This window comes from Candidatus Woesearchaeota archaeon (assembly GCA_021735165.1).
In the GTDB taxonomy this organism is placed as follows: domain Archaea; phylum Nanobdellota; class Nanobdellia; order Woesearchaeales; family 21-14-0-10-32-9; genus JAIPET01.
In genome coordinates this window covers 23,964-40,214 of the sequence record JAIPHP010000012.1, presented here as the reverse complement: position 1 = coordinate 40,214, position 16,251 = coordinate 23,964, and the positions used below count along the sequence as shown (strand labels likewise).

At 31.2% G+C, this 16,251-nt stretch carries 18 protein-coding genes; 4 read left to right on the top strand and 14 right to left on the bottom strand.

Going from position 1 to position 16,251, the window contains the following annotated elements; translation table 11 throughout:
- The first annotated feature begins 134 nt into the window (after positions 1 to 134).
- A complete protein-coding gene (locus K9L97_03885; protein MCF7872150.1) occupies positions 135 to 506 on the top strand; it encodes a hypothetical protein in 372 nt (123 codons plus the stop codon).
- A 19-nt stretch (positions 507 to 525) separates the two neighbouring features.
- On the opposite strand, the gene K9L97_03880 is transcribed toward K9L97_03885, so the two are convergent.
- Complete coding sequence (locus tag K9L97_03880) at positions 526 to 2,127, bottom strand: ATP-binding cassette domain-containing protein (protein ID MCF7872149.1); 1,602 nt, start codon at positions 2,125 to 2,127, stop codon at positions 526 to 528.
- 379 nt (positions 2,128 to 2,506) lie between these two features.
- On the opposite strand from K9L97_03880, the gene K9L97_03875 reads away from it, so the two are divergent.
- Positions 2,507 to 2,809: a hypothetical protein gene (locus K9L97_03875; protein ID MCF7872148.1), complete on the top strand. Its 303-nt coding sequence runs from the start codon at positions 2,507 to 2,509 to the stop codon at positions 2,807 to 2,809.
- Here K9L97_03875 and K9L97_03870 read toward each other — a convergent pair.
- The 3 genes from K9L97_03870 to K9L97_03860 all read right to left on the bottom strand — a co-directional run bounded on the left by K9L97_03870 (position 2,790) and on the right by K9L97_03860 (position 7,031).
- Positions 2,790 to 3,584, bottom strand: a complete 795-nt coding sequence (locus K9L97_03870; protein ID MCF7872147.1) for a hypothetical protein — start codon at positions 3,582 to 3,584, stop codon at positions 2,790 to 2,792. The two genes, K9L97_03875 and K9L97_03870, sit on opposite strands and share 20 nt — an antisense overlap.
- Before the next feature lie 63 nt (positions 3,585 to 3,647).
- A complete protein-coding gene (locus K9L97_03865) occupies positions 3,648 to 6,026 on the bottom strand; it encodes a hypothetical protein (GenBank protein MCF7872146.1) in 2,379 nt (792 codons plus the stop codon).
- A 42-nt stretch (positions 6,027 to 6,068) separates the two neighbouring features.
- A complete protein-coding gene (locus K9L97_03860; protein MCF7872145.1) occupies positions 6,069 to 7,031 on the bottom strand; it encodes an Lrp/AsnC family transcriptional regulator in 963 nt (320 codons plus the stop codon).
- 162 nt (positions 7,032 to 7,193) lie between these two features.
- On the opposite strand from K9L97_03860, the gene K9L97_03855 reads away from it, so the two are divergent.
- Both K9L97_03855 and K9L97_03850 read left to right on the top strand, forming a co-directional pair.
- Positions 7,194 to 7,382: a hypothetical protein gene (locus tag K9L97_03855; GenBank protein MCF7872144.1), complete on the top strand. Its 189-nt coding sequence runs from the start codon at positions 7,194 to 7,196 to the stop codon at positions 7,380 to 7,382.
- Positions 7,383 to 7,413: 31 nt separating this feature from the next.
- Entirely contained in the window at positions 7,414 to 7,983 is a 570-nt protein-coding gene (locus K9L97_03850; GenBank protein MCF7872143.1) for a hypothetical protein, read from the top strand.
- 156 nt (positions 7,984 to 8,139) lie between these two features.
- Here K9L97_03850 and K9L97_03845 read toward each other — a convergent pair whose 3' ends face one another.
- The 10 genes from K9L97_03845 to K9L97_03800 form a co-directional block, all read right to left on the bottom strand.
- Entirely contained in the window at positions 8,140 to 8,337 is a 198-nt protein-coding gene (locus K9L97_03845; protein ID MCF7872142.1) for a hypothetical protein, read from the bottom strand.
- The gene (locus tag K9L97_03840) at positions 8,315 to 8,977 is read right to left on the bottom strand and encodes a hypothetical protein (protein ID MCF7872141.1); all 663 of its coding nucleotides are present in this window, start codon (positions 8,975 to 8,977) and stop codon (positions 8,315 to 8,317) included. Before K9L97_03840 ends, K9L97_03845 begins: the two co-directional genes overlap by 23 nt.
- A gap of 163 nt (positions 8,978 to 9,140) precedes the next feature.
- Positions 9,141 to 10,253, bottom strand: a complete 1,113-nt coding sequence (locus tag K9L97_03835; GenBank protein ID MCF7872140.1) for a tRNA (guanine(26)-N(2))-dimethyltransferase — start codon at positions 10,251 to 10,253, stop codon at positions 9,141 to 9,143.
- 33 nt (positions 10,254 to 10,286) lie between these two features.
- Positions 10,287 to 10,796 carry a hypothetical protein gene (locus tag K9L97_03830; GenBank protein MCF7872139.1) on the bottom strand — a complete coding sequence of 170 codons (510 nt, stop codon included), beginning with the start codon at positions 10,794 to 10,796 and terminating at the stop codon, positions 10,287 to 10,289.
- Positions 10,797 to 10,869: 73 nt separating this feature from the next.
- Positions 10,870 to 11,256, bottom strand: coding sequence for a Zn-ribbon domain-containing protein (locus tag K9L97_03825; GenBank protein ID MCF7872138.1), 387 nt, complete (start codon positions 11,254 to 11,256; stop codon positions 10,870 to 10,872).
- A 49-nt stretch (positions 11,257 to 11,305) separates the two neighbouring features.
- On the bottom strand, positions 11,306 to 11,695 hold the full coding sequence (locus K9L97_03820; protein ID MCF7872137.1) for a DUF2073 domain-containing protein: 390 nt from the start codon (positions 11,693 to 11,695) through the stop codon (positions 11,306 to 11,308).
- A 5-nt stretch (positions 11,696 to 11,700) separates the two neighbouring features.
- Positions 11,701 to 12,330 (bottom strand): 50S ribosome-binding GTPase, encoded by a 630-nt coding sequence (locus tag K9L97_03815; GenBank protein MCF7872136.1) that lies wholly within the window; start codon positions 12,328 to 12,330, stop codon positions 11,701 to 11,703.
- Between the two features lie 62 nt (positions 12,331 to 12,392).
- Positions 12,393 to 12,833, bottom strand: coding sequence for a hypothetical protein (locus K9L97_03810; protein ID MCF7872135.1), 441 nt, complete (start codon positions 12,831 to 12,833; stop codon positions 12,393 to 12,395).
- Positions 12,830 to 14,008 (bottom strand): hypothetical protein, encoded by a 1,179-nt coding sequence (locus K9L97_03805; protein MCF7872134.1) that lies wholly within the window; start codon positions 14,006 to 14,008, stop codon positions 12,830 to 12,832. The genes K9L97_03810 and K9L97_03805 overlap by 4 nt, the downstream gene beginning before the upstream one ends.
- On the bottom strand, positions 14,005 to 16,161 hold the full coding sequence (locus tag K9L97_03800; GenBank protein ID MCF7872133.1) for a hypothetical protein: 2,157 nt from the start codon (positions 16,159 to 16,161) through the stop codon (positions 14,005 to 14,007). The genes K9L97_03805 and K9L97_03800 overlap by 4 nt, the downstream gene beginning before the upstream one ends.
- Between the last annotated feature and the right edge of the window lie 90 nt (positions 16,162 to 16,251).

Genomic DNA, 16,251 nt, shown 5'->3' with positions numbered 1-16,251 from the left:
AATTGATACGCCGGGTTTCGCTACGCGAAATCCATTGGGCGCTTTGCGCCCAAAAACTTTATTGAAAAAAATAAGAAGGAGGGATTACTTCCTCCCTACACTAAAGTGTAGGGTATCCGTAATCAAACAATGTAATGAAAAAAGAACTAAGTATAATTATGTTGTATTTAATGTCCAATTTGGTCAGTTGTAAGTTTAATCAAGATGATAAAAAAGACTTAAAAGATTTAGTGTTTCCGAGTCCAACAATAAACCAGGCACTTGTTGTTCACCCATATAGTAAAATAAAACATGATGTTTGGGGGTATACTTTATTTACGGATGTTGATAGGGATGGCAGTTGGGATGCTGCAGAAATACATAAACATAATGGCGCATTAAAAAACATTTATGGAGAAAAAGTTGATTCGACAAAATTATTTTACAAAAAGGGTTTTGGACCTGCTCAATACGTCGATGTCCCAATTAATTATATCAAGAATGACTTTTTTAAAGTAGTTCAATGATTTTTTTTAAATTAAAAAATTAAGAAAAATTATTTGAGTAGTTGCCTTCCATAATTTTTATTTTTCCTTCTTCAAGTTCCATTATATGTGTTGCCACTCTATCTATGAAGAATCTATCGTGGGAAACAAACAGTATTGTGCCTTCCCAATTCTTCAATGCTTTTTCTAATGCTTCCCTTAACTCAAGGTCGAGATGGTTTGTTGGCTCGTCTAAGAGCAGGACGTTATATTCTTCGAGCATCAGTTTTAGCAGTTGTAATCTTGCTTTTTCTCCTCCTGACAATGCACTAATTTTCTTTTTTCTTAAATCATGTTCAAAGCCAAATTTTCTTGCCATGCTTTGGATTTGGTTGTCATGCATGTTGCCGTAAAGGTCAAGCATGTAAGTCTCTACTTTTTCTTCGGGATTGAAATTTTTGCTTTCCTGATCAAAATAACCTATTTTGAGGTTCTGCCCTTGGTTGGCTTCGCCTGAATCTGGGGCAATTTTTTTGTTTAGTATCTTAAGAAGAGTGCTTTTACCTATACCGTTCATTCCTATCAACGCGATCTTTTGTCCTCTGTGTATCAACAGGTTTACGTTGGCAAGCACTTTTTTTGTGCCAAAGGATTTAGACATATTTTTTATTTCAAAGATCATGTCGCTACTTTTCTTTCCTTCTTTGCATTGGAACTCATATTTTTTTTCCAATTCTGAAGGATCTTCTATTTTAGGTAATTCTTCTGCTCTTCTCTCCAAGTTATCTGCTTGCATTCGCATACTTTTGTTTCCATTCTTAGAAGCCCATATCCTTTTCTGTTTTGAGGAGTCCATTAGTCTTTGTCTTTCCTTCTCTGTTGCTTGATGTTGTTTGTGCATCTCTATTCTGTGCTTTATTCTTTCCTGTAAGTATCCCGTGTAATTTGTTTTGTAAACTGCGATGTTTTTGTTTTCTATTTCTGCCACTCTGTTTACTACATTGTCTAGGAATTTTCTGTCGTGAGTTATCACTAGTATGGTCTTTCCGGAGTTTCTTATCCATTCTTCAAACCAGTTGATGGCTTTGAAGTCAAGATGATTTGTGGGCTCATCTAGTATGAGGAGGTTGGCTTCTTTTCCTAAACATTCTGAAAGTCTTAGTGCAGTTTTTTCTCCTCCGCTTAAGCTTGATATTGGTTGGTCTAATAGTTCTAATGGGAAATTCAGAGATTGCAGATTTGTCTTGAGTTTATCTTCTTCAATGTCTTCAGTTATCCTGGAACAGAGCAAGGCGTGTTCGTGCAGTAGTTTGTCAAATCTTTGAGGATTCTCATAAACTTCTGGTTTGCCCATTTCTTCTTCCAGTTCTTTTATTTTTTTGTTTATTTTGTTTTTCTTTTGTTTGAGGTATTCTCTAAAAGTTTCTGCTATTCCATCAAAAGTTTTTTGCTGCTCCATCACCGCTATCTTTGTTTCAGGAGTTAATTCTATAGATCCTTGGAAATCTTCATCTCCTGAAATGCATTTAATGAGTGTTGTTTTTCCTCTTCCGTTCTGACCTACAAAGGCCATCTTATCTCCTTCATTAAGTTGAAGACTTGCATTTTCGAATAATATGTTTGTTCCAAATTTTTTTTCTAGGTTCTTTATATTTAGTATCATTTCTATTGCCTCACAATTTTTGTGTTCATAGAATAAAAAAGTTTAGGTTTGTTAGTTTATAGAGCTAGCGCTAAAGTAAAGAACCGTTTTGCGGATATACTCAGGTAGTGTAGTGTTGTTTTTTGCGCTATCATTCTTGTAAGTATAGACGTTCTTTTTTTATGTTTTTTGGTTTTTAAATAAAGTGGTTCCTCTTCGGTTGCGCACTTTTGGTCATTGACTTTTGTCTCTTTTCCCTGCGATATTGTCTTCATTAGAGGAACTGCACACAAAATATTGAACTATTAATTCATTTATTAACTTATTCATTTTTTGTTTTTGTTGGATTTTTTAGAAAAGTTTTTATATTGCTGAGCGCAATTGTATTTTAGGTGATATTATGGTTAAATATGTTGAGAGATATAAACAGATTGTTGATGCGCACACACGTATAGTCGAAGATGCTTTGAAAAATAATGATTTATTGATAGCTGAAAATAGCATTGATTTATTAGAGCAACTATTTAAAACAACACATAAACTCAAAGTTGCTCCTAAAATTGTTATTCTTTCAGAAGCTGGTTTAGTTCTTAATGAGGACAAACTAGAAGAAGAATATAATGTGTTAGATTTTCTTGAGAATTTTGCAAGAAAAAAAGCTAATGAGTGTATGGAGCTAGTTGTTAAAAAGAAGAAAGGCTGATATTGTACCATAAATTTTTTTCTTGTTCATTTTTTAATGCATCTATTACTGTTTTATAAAATTCTGTAGAGATGTTGTTGTTTTTTCCGTATTCTAAAGCTCCTTTTTCACTTTCTATTTCTCTTGTCATAAAATCTTGACTTAACTCATTTTTATTATATTGCTCTAGTTCTTTTAATTCGTGTCCTATTTTTAGTTTTATTAGGTTATCTTCTAGATTATTTTTTTCCTTTTGTGATAAGTTTTTGTAGGTTTCTGTTTTTTTCATCATGCATTTTTGGAAATGTATTGAACTTAGTCTTATGTATATTTCTTCTTCTGTTACATTTGTAAGTGCAGATCCTGCAATTTCTTTATTGGCATTAAGTTGGTCTTTAAAAATAAAAATTTTCAAATTTGTGTTGGAAATTTTATGGTCGTATGGTTCTTTTTTTCCTGTTATTAATTGATTTTTTATTTTAATTACTGTTCTTTCAGTATAATCATTTAGTAGGTGGTAAAGAAATGGATCTGGCATGATCATTCCTAGTTTTAGATTAAGTTCTGGTTTTTCATTTGTTGTGTAGGCATAGTTTGTTAGTTGGTTATTTAGCTCTTTAAAGTCATTTAGGAGTTCTGATATTTCTTTTTCATCTAGCTGATTGTCGTTTATTATGTAATCTAGCATTATTTGATTGTTATTCAGCATTATATCTTCTGTTTTAATGACTTCTTTTGGTTTTATTTTTTCCCGCATATTTTGTGCTAGAACTTTTATATCATTATCTGAGTACATTATTTTTTAAGAATAGCTTTTCATTTATAAAATTTATCATTTTTACCACTGTTCAGTGGGTTTCTATTGTTCTTGCTGAATTGTGCATGCTCCATTGATGCATTCGTTTTCGCAAGTGATTGTTTTGTAGTATGCTTGTTTTATTGGTAATGGTTTGTATCCTTGTTCTTGTTTGCATGAATATTCTGTTAATTTCTGGTTGTCTTGACAGGCATCTATGGGTTTTGTTCCATCTAGCAAGTATATTCCTGTTATAATTCCTTTTTTGTAGGGATTATCATTATTGTCTGAGTCTTGGCAGTCGTATTTTCCTTCTAGTGTTGTTTTTATTTGCAAGTGTAGTTTTGTATTTTCTGGTTCTGTGCATTCTATGTCCATTGGAATTTTTTCTTTGTATCCTTTTTCTGTTCTTGTTGTTAGAGTTATTATTCCTGTGTTTTCTTGCAGAGGTATTATTTGATGTAATTGATTGTTTTCATCATATAATTTTTCTTTTAGGGTTATTTTACAATTTTGCAAATTTTCTTTCAGATACCATTTTATTGTGAAGGGTAACGCATATGGTATTATTTTTGTGTCTTCATCTTCTGTATCTTGTAATTGTTCAGACTCTATTATGATGTTCATGTTTTTTATGCACGTATTTTTTATGCATAGTCCTTTTTTTGCTTCGTTTAGATTTTTTGATAAGTCTTGCGCGTAGCACATTATTTCTTGGTTTATTTCTTGGTTGTTTATTTGACATGAATCATGGTATGTGCTAGTTTCTGTTTGTATTGCTAAGGTATTTTTGTCGCAGATATTTTTTTGGTTTTGGTCTTTTGTGCATATTCCGTCGTTTTCCCAATCTTTGTTTGTGTTGCTACATCTTTCTTTGTTATTGCAGGTTTCTTTGCATATTCCTTGTGCGCATAGGTTTGTTATGCATTGTTTTCCGTTTGCGCATTCTTCCCCTATTGGTTTTTTTATTATGTCTATTTTTACTTTATATCTTTGATTTTGTTCTAATTGGTTTTCGAATGTTAATTTTATGTATTTGTTTATTATTAGTTCTTGTCCTTGTATGAATGCTGAGTCTTTGTATGTCTCTGTTTGCGGAGTTGCATCTATTAATATTGATTTTTCGTATTCTGTGTTTCTTATGCTTACACCATTCACTACGCGATCTTCTTCTTTAAAATCATCAAATAGTCCTTTTGGTTCTCTTATTTCTAATGCGTACTTTTCTCCCGTTTCCTCGTTTTTTAGTATTAGTATATTTGGTGTTTGTTGACTACTTTCCAAATATATGTTTTCGGTTATTGTGTTTTCGTTGTTTTCTATCATTTGGTTTAAAAGGATCGTTTTTGTTTCTTGTAGTATGAGCCATTTTTGTTTTGTGTCTGGATTGAAATGCCTTGCATCTAATGTTGCCCCCATTACGTCAAAAGGATCTCCGTCTGTTGCTCCTGTATCTGTATAGCTGCAGTTTTCTGTTTCTATTTTTATTTGGTTTTGTTCTTGTGTGTAGCACCCAGTTGTTTTTTTATATACTAAAGGGTGGTCTATGAGTTTTCTTTCTTTGTAGTGTCCTATTTCGTGTATTAAAACTTTTGAATTGTAGTCTTTTGAATAAGCTACGTTGTTTATTCCTATAAGTGCTTTATTTCCTTGTAGGTATGTTATGCCTGAGAAAAAGCATGAATTTGTGTGTGGCCAAGCAACTGCTATCTTATCGTATTCTTCTGTGTCGTAGTTGTCTTCTTCTGCTTTGTTTATAGCTGAGTTTATCCATTTTTCGTATTCTTGTAATTCTTGATTTTGTGTGTTTTCATTGTTGTTTTGATCCGTTATGCATTCAGTGTTTTCCCATCCATAAGGTACTGTGTATGGTCCTATTATTTCAGGGTTTATTGTTATTTCTCCATTTGATACTTCTTCATAGTATTTTTGTACTGATTTTTTGTAGTTTGTGAATGCATCTTCAAAGTTTTGTCTGTGTTCTTCTGTTGCATTTTGATTGTCTTGAAAATTTATTATTATTGTCAATATTTTTATTTCGTTGCTTTGTTCTGTATTTTGGTTGTTTATGTTTTGTGTTTGGGGTTCTTGATTTTGTGATTTTGTGTTTTGTTCACGGATCATCTTTGTTATTGTTTTTGATTCTCCTGTTTCGAAATTGTCGTAGTGTATTGTTTTTTCTTCTGTAAATTGTTCTGTTTGTTGTGTTGTGGGGTTTGTCTGGGTTTTGTGGTCTGGGGCAAGCGTTTGGCCGTTTGCATTCTGAATAGCAATATCTTGATTTTGTTCGTCTGTTTGTGTGTTCTGTGTTGTTCTTCCTTTATTCTCAGCTTGATTTGTGTTTTCTATTTGCATGTTTTGCATTTCCAGGTATTGTGTTGTGCAGCCAGTTAGTATTAGAATTACTATTAGAAGAGTTATTGTTAGTATTTTTTCTTTCATTTTTTTAAGTACTACCTAGTAGTTTTTATATTTTGGTATTATTTAATCTGGCACTATTGATAGGCTCGGAAATTCTGAGTAGCCCATGTAGTCATAGTTTCTTATTACGTCTTTAAATCTATTCATTATTTCTTCTAGGATTTCCAGAAGATGATTAAGACTTTCTACTACTATTTCTGTTTCAAAGTCTGCTCCTCCTATTGATCTGTTTATTTGATAGAAATATTTGTGCTGTTTTAGATATTCGAATAATTCTTTGTTTCTTTCTATTGAATTTAATGCGAAGTCTACTCTGTATCCTTGGTGATTCATTTTTGGAAGATTCAGATTTATTTTGTATCCAACTATTACTTTGTTTTTTTCTAGTTTTTTTATTCTTTGTCTTATTGTTTCTGTGGTTGTTTTTAGTTTCTCTGCAATTTTGTTTAGAGATTGTCTGACGTTTGAAGAGTATTCTTTTATTATTTGTTCATCTAGTTCGTCGAATTTTATTGGGGTTCCTGCTCCATATATTCTTTCGATTGGTTGTTCTTTAGTATCAAAAAAGAATTGTTTGTTGAAATTATGAACTGGAGCATATAGTGCTATTTTTGTTGCTGCTATTTTGTGTTTGTATTTTATTTGTATGTTGTTCCATATTGTGTGGAATTTTGTTACGTATTCGTCTGCTTTGGTTCCTATGAAGAATGCAAAGTCCCATGCTCCGTGCATAACTGTTGTTGTCCATACGTTTTCATGGTTTTTTATTTCATCGTAGAATTTTTGTTTTTCTTCTTTTGTCATGTTCTGCCATTTTATGTATATTCTGAATGTGAAATAGTTTAGCTTTGCCATGTCAACTATTGCGCTGCATCCGAGAAGAATTTTTTCTTCTTCCATTTTATGTATTCTGTATAGAATGACTTCTTTTGATTGTTTGAGTTTTTTTGCTATTTTTGAAGCTGGTTGTGATGAGTCTTTTTCCAGTTCGTATAATATTTTTTTATTGAGTAAATCAAGTTTCACAAAGTATTATTTGATTTGTGTCTATATAAAATTTACTATTAGCTTTTAATTTTAACAATCTTTAGTTAGATATTTTTGCTTTTATTAAATATTTATCTGGATAATTTTATATATTGTTTTTTACTAACTAATAATAACAAAGTTAAAAGAGGTTGATGAAAGATGATTTACAAACAAAATAAGAATTATATTACAAAAATAAAAGATGAATTTACAGATAATTGGAAAGCTTATACGGGTCTGGCTTTAATAGTTTCCAGCTTTGCAATTGCAGAAATAAAAACTGAAAAAAATAATTATGATTTTATTGATTTTAAATCTAATAGAGGTTGTATCATTTCAAAGAGGTAAGAAAAATGAACGTAATTAATTCAGTAAAAAAATGATTGTGCTGCTGATTATGATGTATGCTCTGAGTGGTTGTGTTTCAGGTGATAGGAAACAAGAAGAGGAAGATAAAAACTCTGCGGAAAATATAGAAAATTTGCTTTCAAGACTGCCACCAGAAAGTATTGATAATCCTTATAGGAAAAGCCACAAATATTCTAAAAAAATTGGCGATGTTACCTATTCTCTGAAAGTTGAGCAATATGAAGATGATTTGCAATTAGTTATTGACAAAAGAAATAAGTCGTTGATTATTTATTTTGACTACATAGAAAGTGGTCTTAAAAGTTCCAATATAATAATTAAACAAGATGGAAATGTAATAACTGAAAGCAGATTCTTTGATTTAGATGACGATTTTCAAAATAAAATAAAAAATCAATATGATTTTTTCTTAAAAAGTGGTGTTCAGGAAGATCTTCAAAATAAAATAGATTCTATTCGTGTGGCGGAGCAGGAAAGACATAGGGAGTGGGTTAAAAAGAATAATATAAAAGAAAAACAGGAAAAAGCTAGAAAAGATTCTTTGTTCAAAGAGTTCTTCTATTCTGACAGTCTGAATTGAATTATTTTTTTATTTTTAGTTCATCTCTTATTTTATCGTAATACTCGTGATTTCCCAAATGGAATTCTATGTAAACTGAATTTTTGACTTTGACAAATAGTATTCTGTATTGGGTTTTTCCGATTGAGAATGGATATCTGAATGTTAGTAGCTCGTTTATTGTCCAGTTTTTATAGGGTTTATTGGCCTGATGTTATTATTTATCACTTGTTTGATCCAGTTTTGGATTTTGCTAGCTTTTGGTTCAGTTAATGATTTGACTATTTTGTCAAAATTTGTTCCTAAGAATTCTATTTTGTAGTTTTGAGTTAGTATTGATTCAATTTTACGTTTAAATGTATTCGGATTTACCATGTTTAATTATCATATGGCATAAGTTGTATAAATATCTAGTCGAGTCATATTCGGAAAACTTTCGGTAATATTTTGCTTGTGTGTAAAAAAAACGTTTTAGGTAAGATTGTTTTCTGTTTTTGGAAATAATTGAAGGTATTTCATTGATGTATTGTATTAGTTCTTTGTAGTTTTTGATAGAATTTATTTTTTCGTATAGTTCTAATGAATCTAAAATTTTATTTGTTTTAAAATATTCTGTATATAGAATTATGAATCGAATATGTTTTTTGAATTTTTTTTTGTCATTAAATATTGTTGGGATTGTTTCGTTAATAATTTCCCAATAATCTGAAATTGTTACTTTCAGATCTTTTAATGGAATGACGTTTTTAGAAATGCAACTTTTTGAAATTGAATGCACGAATAAGGAATGCAATTTATTAAAATCTATGAATGTTATATTTATTTTTTTATTTTCTAGTTTTATTTTTTTATTTGTTCTAGAAATTACGAATAAATCTATATCGTTATATTTTTTTTTGTAAAGAAAAGATCCTGAAATAAAACAATTTTTTACTGGGACATTGGTTAGTATTTTTTCTGCTTCTTTAGAGCGTTCTTTGAAAAGTTTTGTATTTTTTGCATTATAGATGTACATATTGTTACTTATTTTATATAAATATATAAATATTACTATAAATATTAATAGATATTAATAAATATATAAAAAAAGTGATTATCGAAGTTTTTTTGCATGCAAAAAGTTTAACTTCAAGAAAAAAGCGTCTTGGATATAAAAATTTATAGGTGTTTTTTATAATTTATTTTTTAATTAGTTTTATAACTTCTTCTTTTGGCGCATCTGTTTTTATTGCTGTGTCTCTGAAGTGTGTTCTGCTTGCTTTGTATCCTTTTTCTTCTAGTTTTTTTATTATTGTTTCAAATTTTGGCAGTGTTCCTTCTTTGCCTTTTGCTAATGTGTGTATATCGTAAAATCCTATTTGTTCTATTTGTGTTTCTTCTTTTAATGTTTGGAGAAGTTTTATTGTTCTTTTTTCTATGTTTTTTTGTGTTTCTTCTTTTTCTGTTTCTGACAATATTTTTTTTAATAATTCTAAATCATTTAATTGACCGCTCCAAATAGGACCATATTCTTTTCCTTCAAACATGAATGGTTCGTGTTGTTTCAATACTTTGTCCATGTTTTGTTTTCCTTTGTCGAATCTGAAGAAGATTCTCATGTAATGATCATGGGAGTATGAAAGTGTTGGAACTAATGCTCTTTGGTGGTTTGTCCCCATTAATTGAACTTTTCTTATCAGTATTCTTAGTCCTATTTCGTGCATCAATTCGTTTCTTAATGGTTCTGCCCAGTATTTTCTTTTGCATGCTTTTGGATAGCTTCCACATAGAGCAGATGTATCTGTTGCAGTGACTGCTAGGATGCCGTCAGAGCGAAGACTTCTGATTGCTGAGTCTAAGAAGGGGTTTGGTGTTCCGAATGGGTCTATATCTATGTAATCAAAGGGTCTGTTTTCAAATAGGAATGTGTTTGCGTCTTCGTTGTATATTTTTATTTTTGCGCTTTGTTCTTCATTTAGTTTGTTTAGTTCAATGTTTTTTTTCATGTATTCTTTGTAATTTTCTTTTTTGTCATTAACCAAGATTTCTTTTGTTATGTTTTGAGGAAGTTCTTTTATCATCCTTATAGATCTTATTCCACTTCCGGCAAGTGGATCTGCAATAACCTGTGGTTTGTGGTTAGTGGTCTGAACTCTGTGTTCTGAACCTTGTTCCCAGATCGCTTGCAGTAGTAAGATTGTTATGTCTCTGTTTAGTTTCATCACAGGATTGTAGAATACTGGCATTTTTTTGTCTACTATTTTTTGTTCTTCTGCAAGTATTTTTGTTGTTGCTTCTTTTATTATTTTCATTAAGGGTAGAATTTGTTGTTTGTTTTTATGTTTTTACTTGTTTTTTTGATAATCCAATATTATTGCGGGTATTTTTTCATTTTCTTGTTTGCTTATGTATTTTTCTATGTTTGTTAGATGTTCTTTGTTGTTTGTAGTTGGGTTTAAGAATTTGTATCCAAATATTGTTCCTGCTACTTTTATAGGAGCTTTTAGGTATTGCTCTGTGCTCATTATATTTACTCCTATTTTTTCTGCTTGTTTTTTTTGTGTTTCGTTTGGAACGTAATTTATTACGCACAGAGTATCTATATTTAATGTTGAATTTATAAGTATTCCTGGGGCTTGTACTAAATTTTGATAGATTTGGTCTTGTAGTGCCAGATATATGTGTGCAACTGGTAGGTTTTTTTCTTTTGATACTGTTATTATTTGATCTAGTATTTTTCTTTGAGAAGCATATTTTTCGTCCGGTAACATTCCTGTTAATTCTAATATGATCTCTTCGTTTAATAGGAATATTTCTTCTTCTTCTGTTAGTTTTTTTCTTTTTTTATCTTCCATTTTTAATTGTTTTTTTGAGAATTTTCACTTGTTTATAAAGCTTCTTATATTTTTTGCACTGAGAAGTAGTTATTTATTCTCTTATTTTTTTAAAGCTTTCTATTACATCTACAATGTACTTACCATCTTCCAATTTGTATATTAGGGGTTGTTTCTTTTTGAAAAGATTTACTAGGTCAAGTTCGTATTTTCCTGGTTTTAGTATGTTTATACTTTCTATGTCTAGCACCACTGGTAAATCAGAGTCTATGTCGCTACCTATTATTTCGTAAACATCTTTTTCCATTTGCTCCTTTTCTTGTGATGTTAAGTCAAATGTTCTTTTTTTTGCTTTTTCTATTGCATCTTTTCTTACGTAGAAAAATAATTTTGAACCGCAATCCGAGCATCCTTCAAGTATTGCTGATGATGCATCTCCATGTAATTTTCCGCATTTTACGCATTGATGTGGTATTTTTATTCACCTATTTGTAAAAATAATTGTTGTAGAATATAAAGTTTTTGTAGTTTTACTTTTTTTTCTTTGAGGTTTTTACTTCTTCAGTCAATAGCTGTATTTTATCAGGATCTTGTTTTATTTCTTTTATTATTTTTGCAGGTCCTATTATTGTTAAACCATGTCTATCTCCTAGAAGTATGTTTACTAGTGCACCTTTTATTTTTCTGAAAAATTTCGAATCGGTGTGAGGCGTATTTACCACACTTAATTCTATTCCTTTGAACTCAGGACTTATTTGTTCCATGGTTCTTCTTATTAGTTCTGCTTCTTCACTACTTTTTAATCTTCCCTCCATTAAAACTATCTTGTTGCTTTTTACTGCTTTAAGTAGCTTAGAGACTCTTTTTTCAGAGTCTAAGTTCTCCATTTCATGGTAGGGTATAAATTGTAGTGTTAGCATTTTTTTTAGACCAGGTCAAATAGTTCTTTGTAAAATTCATCCATATTTTTTCCGAATTTTGCGCTTATTCCTATAACTTTGTATTGCGGAAATGCGGCTTCTATTTTTTTTAGGTTTGATTTTTTCTTATCTATTTTGTTTCCAACTATTAATACAGGTATTTTTCTTGCTTGCAAATTTCCTATTATTGTTATGTTTACTTGCGTATAAGGATCCAGTGTTGCGTCTAGCACAACTATTACTGTGTCCATATCGTCAAGCCATTTTATTGAGTCTATGACTCCTTTTGTTGCTTCTTTTGCTCTTGCTTTTGCTTCTTTTTCTTTCATTCCGGATTTTAGGAATTCTTCGTAGTCTATTTTTGTTGCTATTCCAGGCGTATCTACTAAGTTAAATGATAATTCTTTATTTCCAGATTTTATTGTTATACTTTCTTTTACAGTTATTTCTCTTGTTTCGTGTGCTATATTAGAAACAGAGCCCATGTCTTCTCCGAGCCAGTCTTGACATATTTTATTTGCCAGGGTTGTTTTGCCACCGTTCGGCGGGCCATACAAGCCTAGTTTTACTTGTTTTTTCTTTTTAAACAGTTTTTTCAAGAATTTTGAAAATACTGCCCTCAATCCCTTCATCATACGTATAAAAACTTAGGTTGGAGTATATAAATTTTTTGTTTAGGTGTGAGTTATTTGTTTTTCTAGTTTTCTATAAATATTATTCTGTAGTCTAGTGTAAGATCATTTTCATCAGGTATATGTTCTTTTTTTATTGTTACAGATCCTGGTTTTAAGTTCTGTGTGCAACCTTCAGTTATGTTTTGTAGTAAGAAATAATGGGTTCTTTCGTTTATTGTTATTAGTATGTCTTGGTTGTCTATGCATCTTACTTGTATGTCTGATCCACTTATTTGGGTGGGTATTTTGAATGTTCTTGTATAGTTTGCTCTGGTGCTGTATGCAAGATCTATTTCTGTTTTTATTAAGTTGAATATTTCTTGTGATCTTGATTCTTCTTTTTGTTTTGTTACATTCGCCATATTTTGTAGAAACATGTTTAATAGTATTATTAGTAAGAGCATCCCAAATCCTATTAATATGACGAATTCTACGCTTGTTTGTGCTTTTTTTTGTTTAATCATGATGGGTTTCCTGTGCATCCTGTTAAATCTAATTCGCAGATATCAGTACATGAAAGTATTCCTCCTGTGAATCCTAGTGTTGTGCAAGTTTCTCCTTTTAGATCCTCGTTGTCACAAAGTTCTGTTTGTTCTGCTACATCGTTTCCGCATTTTGTGTTTATTGTTATTTGTTTTATTTTGTCATCAGATTGGTGGCCGTTTTGAAATTGAATCAGATATCTTATTTCGTATGTTCCCGGATCTTGAAATTGGTGTGTGAAATCTTTTGGTCCAAGTGACTCGTATTTTATTTGACGTCCATTTTTATACCAATATTGTATTAAAGCGGTTCCCGGATATGTTGAGTCATCTTTAAATGTAATATCTGTATATGTTGTTAGTTGTCCTTCTGTTGTGAAATCTGCTTCTTGATTTTCTGCATTATAGCAGTTATCTGTTGTCACGTCTAAGCATTCGTTTTCACAAGATAGTATTCCTCCTTTGAATCCTTTGCTTTCGCAACTAGTGATAAATTTGTATGTGTCGCATTGTTCTGGCCCATTTATTATTATGTCTCCACAGTATGGCCCTGATACTGTTTGTTCTTTGCATGAATTATCACAATATGTACAGGTTTCATCGTATGATGCGCTGCATGTTTGCCCGTTATTTCCTGCATTGTCGCATTCTTCTGTTCCTTCTATGAATCCGTTTCCACATTCGGTTTCTACTTGCGATACTATTGTAGTTTCTAGTCTTATTTGTAAGTTGGTTGTTGCTTTCATTTTTAGTTCGTTTTTTCCAGGTGTTAGATTAAGTATGCATCTTTCTGTGCAAATTTCTGTTTCATTTGGTCCTGCTATAATATCTAGGTTTTCAAAATATATTACGCTTGATGATGTTCCTGCTTTTGTTTGGTATGTAAATACAATTGCATCTTCGTTTCCGTCTAATCGCACTTCTTTTATTTCTGTTGGTAGTTCAAATTCTAGTGTGAGCCATGAATCGCTTCCTAGCACGTAGAGTTCTTTTGCTGTTGTTCGCATTTCATTTCCGATTTTATTTAATTGATTTGATATTATTTGGGCTTCTGAGCCGTATACTTGGTTTATGAATATGTATATTGTTGGAACTATTATTATCATTGATACACTAAATATTAGTATTAGTTCCATTGAGCTTTGTGCTTTTTTCATTTTGTGTCTGTTGCTTGGCAGGGTTTTATTTCTTCTGTTGTAGAGTCGTAGTAATATTTTCCGGTGTTGCATTCAGTTTTGCAAAAATATTGATCTAATGCTTCATCAAAGACTATGCAATATGTATTTTCAGGACAAGGCGTTGTTGTTTGTGATGGCCCACATGCTTTTATATCGCAAGTATTTTCGTAACATATTTTGTTGCCCTGATTCGAATAACATTCGCTGTCCATAGTGCATTCTGCGCATATTTCATCTTCTGTACAACTTCCATCCGGGATGAATGTTCCTGATGCTAAAGAACCCTTTTGACAGTCTTGTCCTGTTGTTGATGATATGCAATTTGAATATAAATGTCCTGTTCTTGAACTTGCTGCTAAGTTTAGGTCGCATATTTGCATTCCGTTTTGTTCTGTGCATAGTCCGCTGTCTTTTTCTAAGTCGCATGATTGTCCATTTGTACATTCTTCTACGCATTTGTTTTTGTAGCAATAACCATTTTGGTCATATCCAGTTATTAAGTTGTTTGAATCACATTCAGTGTAGTCAGGTTTTCCTGTACAATCTTTGTAATATATCTCTTCGTAGTAAGATGCTATTTCTGTATCGCAGGAATTTTTTGTTCCATCACTTGTGCAGATGCCTTGTTTACCGTCTAGCGTGCAAGTGTTTCCGTTCGGACATACACATTCATTATTTTCGTTGCATGTTGTTCCGCCCAAGCAGTGCGCATCTTCTGTGCATTCTACGCATACGTCATATGATAGTTGACTTATTATTTGTGTTGTTGGTTCAAAGATCCATTCTCCTTTGTATTTTGCAGCGTCCCTTTTTGTTATAGATATAGATGTTTTGTCTTTATATGTTCCTCCTTTTTCTGTCGCGTATTGTGTTGCTGTTGTTTCATCATTTTGCAAGTAATACTCTGTCCCGCTTATTGTTTTTTGTGGATCAAATATGTTTTTTTCTATAGATATGCATTTGCATTCATTATTCGTATTGCATAAAAATCCTGGTTCGCAGTCATCATTCGTTATACATTGTACGCATTCATTATTTTCGTTGCACATATAATCAGGCGAGCAGTGCGCGTTTTCTGTGCATTCCACACATTTTTTGCATGTTATTTGAACAGTTGTACAGCTTTGTGCAGTCCATTTTTGAGTTATCATATTATACTTAGCGCCATCATTTGTTCCGCCCGAAGGGTTTTTTGATTCATAATAATCATATTTGTTTTCTATGCAGAATTGATCCATGCTTATTGCATCATCACATAGAGAGTATTCTTTACTTGATATTACTATTTTTGGGTTTGTGAATTTTGTTTCTGTTGTTATTCCTTTGCAGTCTACGCATTTTTCTTCTTCTGTTCTACAGGTTCCCTCTGTAGTAAATCCTCCTGCTAAACTATTTGGATCACATTGATATCCTTGTAAGTATTCTTTTCGCATTGTATCATAGCAACTACCATATATTGCATTTCCTGTTTTTCTTGCTATTTCTGTATCACATATTTGATTTCCATCGTAAAATGTGCATATTCCAAAGTCGGTGTATGAATTGTCTGAGTTTTGACTGCATTGTTTTCCATTTTCACAATTTTCTTTGCAAATGCCTTCTATGCATAATCTGCTTAAACATTCATTTCCTGATTGACATATAGGTGTTAGTTCCTGATATTCTTTTTCTAATTTTATTCCTTCACTTGTTTTTTGTATTTTCAAACTGTTTATTGTGGTTTGCAATATTACTTCGCATATTTCTGTTTCGCAATTTTGTTCAGATGTTCCAACTAACAAATTAAAGTTTTCTGAAAAGAACACTATATCATTTAGTTTTTCTGAAAATTTTTGTGTAAATATTAGTTCTCCTTGATTTTCTCCTGTTTTTCTTATTTTTACACTTTCTAGACTTTCAGGAGTTTGCATATCTAGTATTATGTAGCTTCCTTCTCCAAGTATGTTCATTTCTTCTGCAGCAGTTAGTATTTCTGTACCTATTGTTATTAGTTGTTGTGTTTCTATTTCTTTTTGATTTTGTTCTGAATTTTTTAATACTGTGCTTGCGGCAGGTATTATGAGTATTAGACTTATCGCAACTATTGTTAAAAATTCTATTGCGCTTTGACCTCTTTTTTTTGTAAAATTCATTATTTTAGAACCTTTTTTCCTCTTTTTTTATTTTTTGTTTGTTTAAATTTATAAATTTGTCTCTAATATTCTTATTTTGAGGTTTATTTG

Bases quoted from the DNA above. Each gene is read 5' to 3' on its own strand.
- K9L97_03885 (MCF7872150.1), top strand. From the start codon at position 135: ATGAAAAAAGAACTAAGTATAATTATGTTGTATTTAATGTCCAATTTG.
- K9L97_03880 (MCF7872149.1), bottom strand. From the start codon at position 2,127: ATGATACTAAATATAAAGAACCTAGAAAAAAAATTTGGAACAAACATA.
- K9L97_03875 (MCF7872148.1), top strand. From the start codon at position 2,507: ATGGTTAAATATGTTGAGAGATATAAACAGATTGTTGATGCGCACACA.
- K9L97_03870 (MCF7872147.1), bottom strand. From the start codon at position 3,584: ATGTACTCAGATAATGATATAAAAGTTCTAGCACAAAATATGCGGGAA.
- K9L97_03865 (MCF7872146.1), bottom strand. From the start codon at position 6,026: ATGAAAGAAAAAATACTAACAATAACTCTTCTAATAGTAATTCTAATA.
- K9L97_03855 (MCF7872144.1), top strand. From the start codon at position 7,194: ATGATTTACAAACAAAATAAGAATTATATTACAAAAATAAAAGATGAA.
- K9L97_03850 (MCF7872143.1), top strand. From the start codon at position 7,414: ATGATTGTGCTGCTGATTATGATGTATGCTCTGAGTGGTTGTGTTTCA.
- K9L97_03845 (MCF7872142.1), bottom strand. From the start codon at position 8,337: ATGGTAAATCCGAATACATTTAAACGTAAAATTGAATCAATACTAACT.
- K9L97_03840 (MCF7872141.1), bottom strand. From the start codon at position 8,977: ATGTACATCTATAATGCAAAAAATACAAAACTTTTCAAAGAACGCTCT.
- K9L97_03835 (MCF7872140.1), bottom strand. From the start codon at position 10,253: ATGAAAATAATAAAAGAAGCAACAACAAAAATACTTGCAGAAGAACAA.
- K9L97_03830 (MCF7872139.1), bottom strand. From the start codon at position 10,796: ATGGAAGATAAAAAAAGAAAAAAACTAACAGAAGAAGAAGAAATATTC.
- K9L97_03820 (MCF7872137.1), bottom strand. From the start codon at position 11,695: ATGCTAACACTACAATTTATACCCTACCATGAAATGGAGAACTTAGAC.
- K9L97_03815 (MCF7872136.1), bottom strand. From the start codon at position 12,330: ATGATGAAGGGATTGAGGGCAGTATTTTCAAAATTCTTGAAAAAACTG.
- K9L97_03810 (MCF7872135.1), bottom strand. From the start codon at position 12,833: ATGATTAAACAAAAAAAAGCACAAACAAGCGTAGAATTCGTCATATTA.
- K9L97_03805 (MCF7872134.1), bottom strand. From the start codon at position 14,008: ATGAAAAAAGCACAAAGCTCAATGGAACTAATACTAATATTTAGTGTA.
- K9L97_03800 (MCF7872133.1), bottom strand. From the start codon at position 16,161: ATGAATTTTACAAAAAAAAGAGGTCAAAGCGCAATAGAATTTTTAACA.